We start from the raw sequence: 11,148 nt of genomic DNA on the forward strand, positions 1-11,148 counted from the left end.
GCTTGCGCCGCCCTTTCTTGACTTAGCCCAGATTGAGCTCCTTGAAGAAATCGTTGCCCTTGTCATCGATGACGATGAAGGCCGGGAAATCTTCCACTTCGATGCGCCAGATCGCTTCCATGCCGAGTTCCGGATATTCGACGACCTCGACCTTCTTGATGCAATCCTGCGCCAGGCGGGCAGCCGGACCGCCGATGGAGCCCAGATAGAAGCCGCCGTGCTGGCCGCAGGCTTCACGCACCTGGCGCGAACGGTTGCCTTTGGCGAGCATCACCATGGAGCCGCCGAAGGACTGGAATTGGTCGACATAGGAATCCATGCGGCCTGCTGTGGTCGGGCCGAACGAGCCGGAGGCATAACCGGCAGGCGTCTTGGCGGGGCCGGCATAATAGATCGGGTGGTTCTTGAAATAGTCCGGCATGGCTTCGCCGTTTTCAAGTCGCTCGCGAATCTTGGCATGCGCCAGATCGCGCGCCACGATGATTGGACCGGAGAGTGACAGGCGCGTCTTGACCGGGTGCTTCGACAATTCCTTGAGAATGTCCTGCATCGGCTGGTTGAGGTCGATCTTGACCACATGCGACGACAGTTTTTCCTCGTCAATGTCCGGCATGTACTTGGCCGGATTGGTTTCAAGCTTTTCCAGGAAGATGCCGTCCTTGGTGATCTTGCCCTTGGCCTGACGATCCGCAGAGCAGGAAACGCCGATGCCGATCGGCAGTGAAGCGCCGTGGCGAGGCAGGCGAATGACGCGCACGTCATGGCAGAAATATTTGCCGCCGAACTGTGCGCCGACGCCGAGCGATTGTGTGAGTTTATGAATTTCCGCTTCCATTTCGAGGTCGCGGAAGGCGTGTCCGGTTTCGGAGCCCTTGGTCGGCAAGCTGTCCAGATAGCGCGTCGAGGCAAGCTTGACCGTCTTCAGGTTCATCTCGGCCGAGGTGCCGCCGATGACGATCGCCAGATGGTAAGGCGGGCAGGCGGCTGTGCCGAGGCTCAGGATCTTGTCCTTGAGGAAATCGATCATGCGGTCATGGGTGAGGAGCGATGGCGTTCCCTGATAGAGGAACGTCTTGTTCGCCGAACCGCCGCCCTTGGCGACGAAAAGGAACTTGTAGGCGTCTTCGCCTTCCTCATAGATATCGATCTGCGCAGGCAGATTATTCTTGGTGTTCTTTTCCTCGAACATCGACAGGGGTGCCAGCTGCGAATAACGCAGGTTCTTCTTGTTGTAGGCGTCGAGAACGCCTGCGCCCAGCGCGTCGGCATCGCCGCCTTCGGTCCAGACGCGACGGCCCTTCTTGCCCATGATGATGGCCGTGCCGGTATCCTGACACATGGGCAGCACACCGCCTGCCGCAATATTGGCGTTCTTCAAAAGATCGTAGGCAACGAAACGGTCATTATCGGTCGCTTCGGGATCTTCGAGGATTTTGGCAAGTTGCTGAAGATGGCCTGGACGAAGCAGATGGTTGATGTCGGCAAAAGCCGATTCGGAAAGCAGGCGAAGCCCTTCCGGATCAACCGTCAGGATTTCCTGTCCCTTGAAGGTGTCGACAGAAACGTAATCGGAAGTCAGCTTGCGGTAAGGGGTGTCGTCTTCACCAAGAGGAAAAAGATCGGCGGCGCTTGCTTCTGCCATCGCGGTACCTCGCTTGCTTGCCAGCTGCGCCAGTCGGAGATGGTGGTAAGTCCGGCTCGCGCGATATGTTGATCGAAGCCCCGAAGGAAGCTTCGGAACCAAAGTCTGTGCGGCTTTTAGCGCGATGCGGGATCGATGCCACTGCGTCACTTTGTTCATCAAGGCATTCCGGGATCGTCTCCCAAGAAGGTGCCTCAAACAATTGTGATAAGTGCAGAACGGTAAATTGCTTTCAAAAACATTAGCGTTAAAAGTTTCTATACGAGATTGGTAAATTCTATCTGCGAGATTCGGACGGATTCGCTTAATTAGCGAACGCATCAATTTGGGCGGTTTGAAATGCAGTTTCCCAGACACTCGCAGACAGATGAGAAGAGCAGCGCTGGGCGCGGACTAACGATCCGTCGCGCAGCGGCGCTGGCTCTGGCAGCTTCGGTGTTTCTCCCCACAGCGCAGGCTGAGGCCGCGAATTCGTTACTGGAGCTTTTTCAGCAGCGCCGCCAGCAGCAGGCCCCGCAGGTTGCTCCCCAGCCAGAACTGCCGAAAGCTGCAGCGCCGAAAGCCGCCGCGGCTCCACGTGCATCCACGCCTAACACCGCCGCGAGAAGCCCTGCGCCGGTCCAGCGCGTGACGGTGAAGGGCCCGCAGATTTACGATTACAAGCCTGACGCTCTGGTCAATGTCGATTTCAGCGCGCTCGACATGCGCGTCACTGCCGCAACCGAGCCAGCCATCGTCGATCCGCTGACATCGGGCATGTCGCCGATCCGCCTGAAGGTTCGTGAGGAGACTGCCGGACAGCGTGCATTCGACGCGGCTGTGGACTACCTGAAATCCGTCAACGTCAAGGCCGAGAAAGAGATAGCGCAGGCTATCGTCGATTATTATTCCAATAAGCGCAGCTTCATGTGGTCGGCTGATGACAAGGTGCTCGACCGCGCCAAGGATGTTGCGGCGTTCTTCGCCCGAGCGGATGAGGACGGGCTCAACCCGGATGAATATGCGGTCACGATTCCGGCTGACGCTTTCGACGCTGCCGCCGAAGCCGAACGCCAGCAGAAACTCGCCGAATTTGAAATCCGCATGTCGGCGCGCGCGCTGCGCTATGCCATCGACGCAGGCGAGGGACGGGTGATCGCCGACCGCCTTAGCGGTTTCCACGACCTGCCGCGTAATCGCGTCGATCCGAAAGCCGTTCTGGAACGGCTCGCTTCGGAAAGCGATCCGGCTGCCTATCTGTATGGTTTCCAGCCGAGCAACGAGCAATATGCGGCTTTGAAGCGCGAGCTGGCGAATACCGAGCTGCCATCTGCCGAACCGATCCGCGTCTCGTTGAATGGCGTCATCAAACCGGGCGATACCAATCCACAGCTCAGCAAGGTGGTCGCTCTGATTTCGCGGCATGCGCCCGCCAGTTATCTGGCGCAGCACAGGCAGGCGCTGGATGCGCATGCGGGCGGCGATATTTACGATCCCGAACTGGTTGCGGCCATCAAGGACTACCAGAAGCTTTCGGGCAGCACGCCTGATGGCGTCATCGGCCGCAATACGCTTTCCGCCCTTCAGGGTGAGCAGTCTTCCGTTAAACGCGATCGCATCCTTTATTCCATGGAACGCCTGCGGTGGCTGCCGCATGATTTCGGCACCCGTTACGTGATGGTCAACCAGCCGGCTTACCGTGCGGAATATTTCGAGGGCGGGAAAGAAAAGCTGGCCATGAATGTGGTGATCGGTTCTCCGACCCACCAGACCTATTTCTTCTACAACAAGGTGCAAACGGTCGTTTTCAACCCGTCATGGGGCGTGCCGCGCTCTATCATCCTGAACGAGATGCTGCCGAAGGTCATGCGGGATACGAGCTATCTCGACCGCAACGGCTACGAGGTTTACGCGGACGGCAAGAAGGTTTCTGCCAGTGCCGTTAACTGGAGTGCGGTTGCCGCTGGCAAGTCTCATGTCGGCATCCGTCAGAAGCCTAGCCTCGACAACGCATTGGGCGAGCTCAAGATTCTGTTTCCGAACGCGCATGACATTTACATGCACGACACACCGGCCAAATCCTATTTCAGTCGCGACATGCGGGCGCTTAGCCATGGCTGTATCCGTCTGGAACGCCCGCGCGACATGGCCGCTGCGGTGATGGGAACATCCGTCCAGGATCTGGAAAAATATTTCGGGAAGAATGAACGCGGCATCAAGGTGAAGGATCCGGTTCCGGTTTATATCTCCTATTTCACGGCATGGCCGGATGCGAGCGGACAGATTCGCTATTACGGCGATGTCTACGACCGCGATTCCGGCTTGCAGAAGGCATTCGACAAGACGGCGGATTCGCGTCTGGCTGCGCTCTGAAATCCTTTGTCGCATGAGAACAGAACGGCAGTCATCGATAGATGGCTGCCGTTTTCCTTTGCCGACAGGGAGAGACTGGCAGAAGATAAAATCTCTTTTGGAAGTGGCGCGCGAGACGCTTGACTTATGCAGCCGCAGGCCAGTATATCCGCACCACCTTGATTGAGCACTGCTCATCGGGCGTGTAGCTCAGCGGGAGAGCATTCGCTTCACACGCGAAGGGTCACAGGTTCAATCCCTGTCACGCCCACCATTCCATCTGCTTCTCAGTGAATAATCGGCATCGTCGCATATGCCGCGTCCAACGCGCATGAAGAGCCAAGCAATTCAACTTGATCCCTTTATCGGGCATTGCAATCCTGAACCATGCGACGATGACAAGCTTATAGGTCTCAGGAACGTTCGTATCTCCAAAGCATAATGCACGCGGCAATCACCACCGCTGACGTCAAAACGCCTATGACAATAGAGAATAGGACCATTACATTACCCCTGCGACGTTTGTTTTCTTTATGGGGCGGCACAATGACCGAGGAAAACAACTTCGTCAGGTCTGCAATGACGAATCAACATCCCTGGCCGTTGAATTGACGAGTCGCGGTTTTCGCGGCCCGCTTGCATCAGTGAATGCATCCGGGCCAATTGTCAGTGTTGCGACGTATATTTCTTCTTCCTGTTATAAAACTTTCACCGTTGCCGGTTAGGCGAGGGCGTCCGCTTGTTGGGCGGATTGGACGGGCATAAGGGGCAGAATAACGCAGCTGTTGGCATAATGGATTCGTCGCGTTGTGTGACGATGCAGGGGATCGTTTTGTCCACTTTATGAATAATGAAATGAATATAAAATATATATGAAGTAGTTTTTATGTCACATATAAATAATTCACAAAACTTACATCGAATAAACATTGATCAAATTATAGTGAATAAATATAGCGGTGGCGTCTAACTCTTCCACTGGAGACGCATTTATGAATATCAGAAACATTCTTCTTGGTTCGGCTGCATCGCTCGTAGCGATTTCCGGCGCGCAAGCAGCCGATGCAATCGTGGCGCCCGAGCCGGAAGCAGTCGAATATGTCCGCGTATGCGATGCATACGGCGCTGGCTATTTCTACATTCCGGGAACGGAAACCTGCCTGCGCATTCATGGCTATGTTCGCTATGATGCAAGCGGCGGCGACAACAATTACGCTCGCACCCCGGCACAGCTGGAGCGCGACACCTGGAACAAGCTGGCCCGCGTCAGCCTACGTTTCTCCACCGCTTCCGAAACGGATCTCGGCACGCTCAAGACCTACAGCGAACTGCGTTACGACTGGACGGGCGACGGCAACGGCAAGGCCGACAATTATAATGGCGGCTCCACCAGCACGTCGCTGCGTTATGCCTATATCCAGCTTGGTGGCCTGCGCGTCGGTCTCGATGAATCGGCCTTCGTCACCTTCACCGGTTATCTGGGCAACGTCATCAGCGACGACGTGATCCTCGCCGGCGGGTATCGTACCAACCTCATCAGCTATACCTTCAAGGGCGGAAACGGCTTCTCGGCCATCGTTTCGTTCGAAGAAGGCGGCAACTCCGACTCCAACGTAGATGTCACCATCAAGGACTACATGCCGCATGTGGTCGGCGGTCTCAAATACGAGCAGAGCTGGGGCAAGATCGCCGGTGTCGTCGCCTATGACGCCCGCAATGAGGAGTGGGCCGGAAAGGTCCGCGGCGATGTCAACATCACGGATCAGTTCTCGGTCTGGCTGCAGGGCGCCTACAAGTCCAACGACGATCATTACGGTACATCGGGCGGTTATCGCGTCCGTATCGTTGACTCGTTCTACGGCACGTGGGGCGGCGACTGGGCAGTCTGGGGCGGCGCAGCGTTCAAGGCGACCAGCAAGGCGACCTTCAACGTACAGGCCGCTTATGACGACAGCGAAACCTTCGCCGCAACTGCAAACGTCGCCTACCAGCTGGTTCCTGGCTTCACCATTACGCCTGAAGTTTCCTACACCAAGTGGCAGGACAAGAACACGAGCATGGACGGAAAAGACGCCTGGCAGGGCAAGATCCGCTTCCAGCGCTCGTTCTGATGCTGTCGCTGAAAGTGCCGGATTCGGCACACGCATTGTCGTAGAACTATGATGACCTCCAGTCCATGTTTCTAGCGACAGAGGCGGCGGCCCATTCGGGCCGCCGCCTTCTTAATGTTTATAGCGAAACGCTCATTCTCGCGTTCGATTTTCAATCGAGAACGTAGCAGGCCTTGGACTTGCCGCGCGCCGGGTCGCCGAAGGTGCGGTTGTCACACCGGACGCCGTTGCGGAACACGCCTTCGGTGAAGCGGCCATTTGCGCCATAGCGCACGCGCTTGCGACCGTAAAAGTCGCAGAACCCGCCTTCTTTCGCGCAACGGCTCCAGTCGCGGTCACGGTCGTCGTAGCGATCATACGGATCGTACCGATTTGGACGATCGGGGCGGTCAGGACGGCCCGGACGATCTGTCCTGTCCCAGCGATCCTGAACGACGAAGGAGCAGCTCTTCTTTTTGCCCGGCGCGGGGTCGCCAAAGACACGGTTGGAGCAGCTGACCTGCGGGCGGTCAATGAAGCGCGATGTATTCTGTCCACCGGTGCCATAGACCACCTCGGCCGGGTAGGGCAGCTCGCAAATTCCGTTCTCGCTGGCACAGCGCTGCAGCTGTGCTGCCGATGCCGGCGCGACGAGTGGGGAGAGAGCGGCCACCAGACCGCCAAGGCATAATGAAGCAACGGTTGTCTTGAGTGCAGGTATCATGATTTGTCCCTCTGATATCGGTGAAATATGCTTTAATTCCGGTAGCTTGAACAGAGGATGAATACGGTGCGCCGAACGGGAATTTTGCCAGGTGGTTAAGAATTCGGTGAGGCGGGGTCGACAAACATTTTCTGCTCTGGTTTGCTACGGCAAGAATGAGGTTCCGAAATGCACCGACCGCCTTTTCATTTCAAATCGATCATCGTTGTTCTGGCGGCTATGATTGTCGTTGGATTTTATGTCGGCCACAAAACGAAAGAAGCGCGCGAAACTTCACTTGTTCAGCGTTCTGCGCCTTCTGAAGCCGGAATTTAGTCAGGCTCTCCCCCGAACGAACTTTCCTTCCCTCAGATTTCATGAAATGAGAGTGAAACAGTCGCGTTCACTCTTCGGAGGCACTCACATGCACGGCGAACACAAAGTCCACGGTGGAAAACTTGTCGTCGTCGATCTGGATGTCCGTGACGGACGTCTGTGCGACGTGCAGGTGGCAGGCGATTTTTTCCTGGAACCGGACGAGGCTCTGGAAGATATATGCAATGCCGTCGAAGGCCTTTCTGCCGATGCTTCGTCGGAGCAGATTGCGGACGCGGTGAGGGCAGGTCTGCGGCCCGATGCCATGATGCTCGGCTTCAGCCCGGAAGCGGTGGCAATTGCCGTCCGGCGTGCCTTGGGCGTTGCGCGCACATGGCGGGACTTTGAATGGCAGATCGTTGAAATGCCTGCGGTTTCACCTGCCATGCACCTCGCATTGGACGAAGTTCTGGCACAGGAAGTCGCCGCAGGGCGTCGCGCGCCAACATTGCGTTTCTGGGAATGGGAACGCCCCGCCATCATCATCGGTGCGTTTCAGTCACTGCGTAATGAAGTCGATATGGACGCAACGCGGGAATTCGGCGTCGAAACCGTTCGTCGTGTTACCGGTGGCGGAGCCATGTTTGTGGAGCCGGGCAGCACCATAACCTATTCGCTCTATGCGCCGGGTGAACTCGTGCGCGACATGAGCTTTGCCGATTCCTACGCATTTCTGGACGACTGGGTGCTGAAAGCGCTCAATTCGCTCGGCATCGATGCCTTCTACAAACCGCTCAACGATATTTCGAGCTCGAAGGGCAAGATCGGCGGCGCGGCGCAAAAACGCTTTTCCAGGGGCACGGTCCTCCATCACGTGACCATGGCCTACGACATGGACGCCGAGAAGATGGTGAAGGTGCTGCGCATCGGGCGTGAGAAGCTGAGCGACAAGGGCACGGCGAGCGCTGTCAAGCGCGTCGATCCGGTTCGCAGCCAGACAGGACTGCCGCGCGAGGAAGTCATCAGGCGCATGAAGGAGATGTTCGTGTCGCTGAATGGTGGCGTGAGCAGCAAGATCACGCCTGAAGAATATGCGGCGGCGGAAAAGCTTGTGGTCGAGAAATTCTCAACCGAGCAATGGCTGCACAATATTCCCTGAACATTCTGTCAGGCTTTCAATCGCGAAGCGGGGTGACTTGCCCGTGCCGTCATGGCATAGGGGCCGTAACGCGACCGCCTTACGTTCCACATCATCTTACAAAGTCCTCCCGTTTCATGATCCGCATCGACAATATCAGCAAGTCCAACAGCCATCGAATTCTCTATATCGAGGCTTCCGCCGCTTTGAACCGCGGAGAAAAGATCGGCCTCGTCGGCCCCAACGGTGCGGGCAAGACGACCCTGTTCCGCATGATTACCGGGGATGAGCAGCCGGACGAAGGGCAGGTTTCCGTCGAGAAAGGCATCACGGTCGGCTATTTCGACCAGAATGTCGGTGAAATGGGTGGTCGTTCTGCTGTTGCTGAAGTCATGGAAGGTGCAGGCCCCGTCAGTGTGGTTGCGGCAGAACTCCGCGAACTGGAAGCAGCGATGGTCGATCCGGACCGTATGGACGAGATGGATGCGATCATCGAACGTTACGGCGAAGTACAGGCACGCTACGAGGAACTGGATGGCTATGGTCTGGACGGCCGCGCGCGTGAGGTTCTGGCGGGCTTGAGCTTCACGCAGGAAATGATGGACGGCGATGTCGGCAAGCTCTCCGGCGGCTGGAAAATGCGCGTTGCGCTGGCCCGCATCCTGCTGATGCGCCCGGATGTGATGCTGCTCGACGAACCAAGCAACCATCTCGATCTCGAAAGCCTCATATGGCTGGAAGCGTTCCTCAAGAATTATGACGGCGCGCTGCTGATGACCTCGCATGACCGCGAATTCATGAACCGCATCGTGACCAAAATCATCGAAATCGATGGCGGTTCGCTCACGACCTATTCCGGCGATTATGCCTTCTATGAAGGGCAGCGAGCGCTGAATGAAAAGCAGCAGCAGGCCCAATTCGAACGCCAGCAGGCGATGCTTGCCAAGGAAATCAAGTTCATTGAGCGCTTCAAGGCGCGTGCTTCCCATGCTTCGCAGGTTCAAAGCCGCGTGAAGAAACTGGAGAAGATCGACCGCGTAGAACCGCCTCGACGACGCCAGACGGTCGCCTTCGACTTCGCGCCGGCACCGCGTTCGGGCGAAGACGTCGTAAGCCTGAAGGGCGTGCACAAGACCTATGGCAGCCGCACGATCTATGACGGTTTCGACTTCATGGTCCGTCGCCGCGAACGCTGGTGCATCATGGGCGTCAACGGTGCGGGAAAATCGACACTGTTGAAGCTGGTTGCTGGCGCTGCCGAACCGGACAAGGGCAATGTCAATATCGGCGCCAGCGTCAAGCTCGGCTATTTCGCGCAGCATGCGATGGATGTGCTCGACGGCGACGCAACGATACTGGAATGGCTGGAGGAGCGCTTTCCGAAGGCAGGGCAGGCGCCACTTCGCGCACTCGCTGGCTGCTTTGGGTTTTCCGGCGACGACATCGAAAAGAAATGCCGCGTGCTTTCGGGGGGCGAAAAGGCACGTCTTGTGATGGCGGCAATGCTGTTCGATCCGCCGAATTTCCTCGTTCTGGACGAGCCGACCAACCACCTTGATCTTGATACGAAGGAAATGCTGATCAAGGCACTTGCCGCTTATGAAGGCACAATGCTTTTCGTATCGCACGACCGGCACTTTCTTAGCGCATTGTCGAACCGGGTTCTGGAACTGACGCCGGACGGCATTCACCAATATGGCGGCGGTTATACGGAATATGTCGAGCGGACGGGGCAGGAGGCTCCGGGACTGCGTTCGTAGGAACGTGATTTACGGCAAAAATTGCCCGGTTTAATCAAAATAAGCCATTGATGCACATGCGCGGTTCGGTTAGAAACGCGCATGTAAAGGCTTCGAGCCTTCCGGCAATGCACCCGTAGCTCAGCTGGATAGAGTGCTGCCCTCCGAAGGCAGAGGTCACAGGTTCGAATCCTGTCGGGTGCGCCATCTATTTCCATAAAATCAAAGATTTAAGAAGGTCGCGAAGTTGGCGATTGGAGTCTAGCTATTTGTCGGCACAATTTTGGCACAGTGCCGAAACCCGCCACACCGACGATTACGGTGATTTCAGATGGCAACGATTCGTCAACAAGGACACCGCCGCTGGAACGTTTCGATCTAAGACAGAAGCTGAAACTTGGGCGCGAGACGCTGACGCTACGATGGATAAAGGCACTGGATTGATTAGCCGGAAATGCACATGTGGTGTCGCCGAGGGAACCGAAATTATTGGGATACCCGTACCATGAAAAGGACGCTATCGAGCGGCAAAGCAATTATCAGCGGCTTTTGCTGCAGGAATTATCGCAGTTGCCGTAAAGGGCGGGGTACAGAGTATGCCGAGTTTCGATACCAGCCTGTTTTTATATCTGAATGCGGGTTCGTCCCCCAACGCGCTTTTGGCCGAATTTGCGATCTTCATCAGCCGATATCTTCAATTTTTGGTCCCGATTTACCTGATAGCGCTATGGCTGCGCAACGCGAATAAATCCCGTCAGACCGTAATCTCCATCGCGTTGGCACTGCTTATTGCTGTCGCGTTGAGCTATGTGATTGGGCTGGTCTGGTTCCGACCGCGTCCGTTCATGGTCGGTTTGGGACATGCTCTGGTGGCTCACCGTCCAAGCTCCTCCTTCCCGAGCAACCACGGTATTATCTTCGCTTGCTGCGCGGCGGTTCTGTTCATGGTGGGGCGCAAGGTTGCTGCCTGGGCGGCAGTAGGTTGCGGCATTGTCATGGCATGGTCGCGGATTTACATTGGCGTCCATTATCCGCTCGACATGGTCGGCTCGGTCATTGTGGCGGTCGTGTCTGCCAGGATATCGCTTTCATGTGTGAACCGGTGCGGTGCAATGCTTCATATAGTGTCGAGGAATGCCGAGCATCGGTAGTTACAGCGGTTCCTGCTCAATGAAACCGCACCTGTCCGA

7 protein-coding genes and 2 tRNA genes are annotated in these 11,148 nt (G+C 56.5%); 7 read left to right on the forward strand and 2 right to left on the reverse strand.

The annotated features are described in order from the left end of the window. Nucleotides 1-22: 22 nt before the first annotated feature. Nucleotides 23-1,642 (reverse strand): fumarate hydratase, encoded by a 1,620-nt coding sequence (locus J9800_RS06335; protein WP_114215707.1) that lies wholly within the window; start codon nucleotides 1,640-1,642, stop codon nucleotides 23-25. A gap of 339 nt (nucleotides 1,643-1,981) precedes the next feature. Between J9800_RS06335 and J9800_RS06340 the strand changes: the two genes are divergently transcribed. The 3 genes from J9800_RS06340 to J9800_RS06350 all read left to right on the forward strand — a co-directional run bounded on the left by J9800_RS06340 (nucleotide 1,982) and on the right by J9800_RS06350 (nucleotide 6,084). Then, on the forward strand, nucleotides 1,982-3,994 hold the full coding sequence (locus J9800_RS06340; protein WP_210845671.1) for a L,D-transpeptidase family protein: 2,013 nt from the start codon (nucleotides 1,982-1,984) through the stop codon (nucleotides 3,992-3,994). A gap of 178 nt (nucleotides 3,995-4,172) precedes the next feature. Further along, nucleotides 4,173-4,247: transfer RNA gene (locus J9800_RS06345), tRNA-Val, on the forward strand. Between the two features lie 718 nt (nucleotides 4,248-4,965). Further along, on the forward strand, nucleotides 4,966-6,084 hold the full coding sequence (locus J9800_RS06350) for a porin (protein ID WP_112588180.1): 1,119 nt from the start codon (nucleotides 4,966-4,968) through the stop codon (nucleotides 6,082-6,084). Between the two features lie 151 nt (nucleotides 6,085-6,235). On the opposite strand, the gene J9800_RS06355 is transcribed toward J9800_RS06350, so the two are convergent. Continuing rightward, nucleotides 6,236-6,787: a hypothetical protein gene (locus J9800_RS06355; protein ID WP_114215430.1), complete on the reverse strand. Its 552-nt coding sequence runs from the start codon at nucleotides 6,785-6,787 to the stop codon at nucleotides 6,236-6,238. Nucleotides 6,788-7,190: 403 nt separating this feature from the next. On the opposite strand from J9800_RS06355, the gene lplAB reads away from it, so the two are divergent. From lplAB to J9800_RS06375, 4 genes are all read left to right on the forward strand, one after another. Beyond that, on the forward strand, nucleotides 7,191-8,240 hold the full coding sequence (gene lplAB, locus J9800_RS06360) for a lipoate-protein ligase LplAB (RefSeq protein ID WP_210845673.1): 1,050 nt from the start codon (nucleotides 7,191-7,193) through the stop codon (nucleotides 8,238-8,240). A gap of 116 nt (nucleotides 8,241-8,356) precedes the next feature. Beyond that, nucleotides 8,357-9,979 carry an ABC-F family ATP-binding cassette domain-containing protein gene (locus J9800_RS06365; RefSeq protein WP_114215429.1) on the forward strand — a complete coding sequence of 541 codons (1,623 nt, stop codon included), beginning with the start codon at nucleotides 8,357-8,359 and terminating at the stop codon, nucleotides 9,977-9,979. Between the two features lie 109 nt (nucleotides 9,980-10,088). Beyond that, nucleotides 10,089-10,165: transfer RNA gene (locus J9800_RS06370), tRNA-Arg, on the forward strand. Between the two features lie 389 nt (nucleotides 10,166-10,554). Next, entirely contained in the window at nucleotides 10,555-11,109 is a 555-nt protein-coding gene (locus J9800_RS06375) for an undecaprenyl-diphosphatase (RefSeq protein WP_114215428.1), read from the forward strand. Nucleotides 11,110-11,148: the final 39 nt, after the last annotated feature.

This window comes from Ochrobactrum sp. AP1BH01-1 (assembly GCF_018066705.1).
Lineage (GTDB): Bacteria > Pseudomonadota > Alphaproteobacteria > Rhizobiales > Rhizobiaceae > Brucella.

Coding starts and splice junctions, on each gene's coding strand:
- J9800_RS06335 (WP_114215707.1), bottom strand. CDS start 1,642: ATGGCAGAAGCAAGCGCCGCCGATCTTTTTCCTCTTGGTGAAGACGAC.
- J9800_RS06340 (WP_210845671.1), top strand. CDS start 1,982: ATGCAGTTTCCCAGACACTCGCAGACAGATGAGAAGAGCAGCGCTGGG.
- J9800_RS06350 (WP_112588180.1), top strand. CDS start 4,966: ATGAATATCAGAAACATTCTTCTTGGTTCGGCTGCATCGCTCGTAGCG.
- J9800_RS06355 (WP_114215430.1), bottom strand. CDS start 6,787: ATGATACCTGCACTCAAGACAACCGTTGCTTCATTATGCCTTGGCGGT.
- lplAB (WP_210845673.1), top strand. CDS start 7,191: ATGCACGGCGAACACAAAGTCCACGGTGGAAAACTTGTCGTCGTCGAT.
- J9800_RS06365 (WP_114215429.1), top strand. CDS start 8,357: ATGATCCGCATCGACAATATCAGCAAGTCCAACAGCCATCGAATTCTC.
- J9800_RS06375 (WP_114215428.1), top strand. CDS start 10,555: ATGCCGAGTTTCGATACCAGCCTGTTTTTATATCTGAATGCGGGTTCG.